This is a genomic window from Luteolibacter pohnpeiensis, from assembly GCF_016595435.1.
Taxonomy (GTDB): Bacteria; Verrucomicrobiota; Verrucomicrobiia; order Verrucomicrobiales; family Akkermansiaceae; genus Luteolibacter; species Luteolibacter pohnpeiensis.
In genome coordinates this window covers 1-332 of record NZ_JAENIJ010000238.1, presented here as the reverse complement: position 1 = coordinate 332, position 332 = coordinate 1, and the positions used below count along the sequence as shown (strand labels likewise).

Annotated in this window: 1 protein-coding gene; it reads right to left on the bottom strand. The window is 66.3% G+C overall.

Annotated elements, in window-relative coordinates; all coding sequences use genetic code 11:
* A partial coding sequence (locus tag JIN85_RS21110; protein ID WP_200274570.1) for a DDE-type integrase/transposase/recombinase occupies positions 1 to 332 on the bottom strand: 332 nt, incomplete at both ends.

The following is a 332-nucleotide window of genomic DNA, read 5'->3' as shown; positions in this document are numbered from 1 at the left end:
CCGAGCACCTTGCGCGAGTGCCAGTCCATCACGGCGCACAGGTAGGCGTGGCCGCGTGGCATCGGCACATACGTGATGTCGGCGCACCAGACCTGATCGGGCCGGTCGATGATCCGCTTGCGCAGCAGGTAAGGATACTTGCGGTGCCCGTCGTCCGGGATGCTCGTCCGCGGCTTGCACCGGATCGCCTCATGGCCCATCTCGCGGCGCAGGCGGTCGAGACGCTTGCGGTTGACTTTCACGCCGTGATCGCGCTCCAGCACCGTCACCAGGCGGCGACTGCCGAGGCACGGATCGATCAGGTAGGTCTCGTCTAACAGCCGCTTGATGCG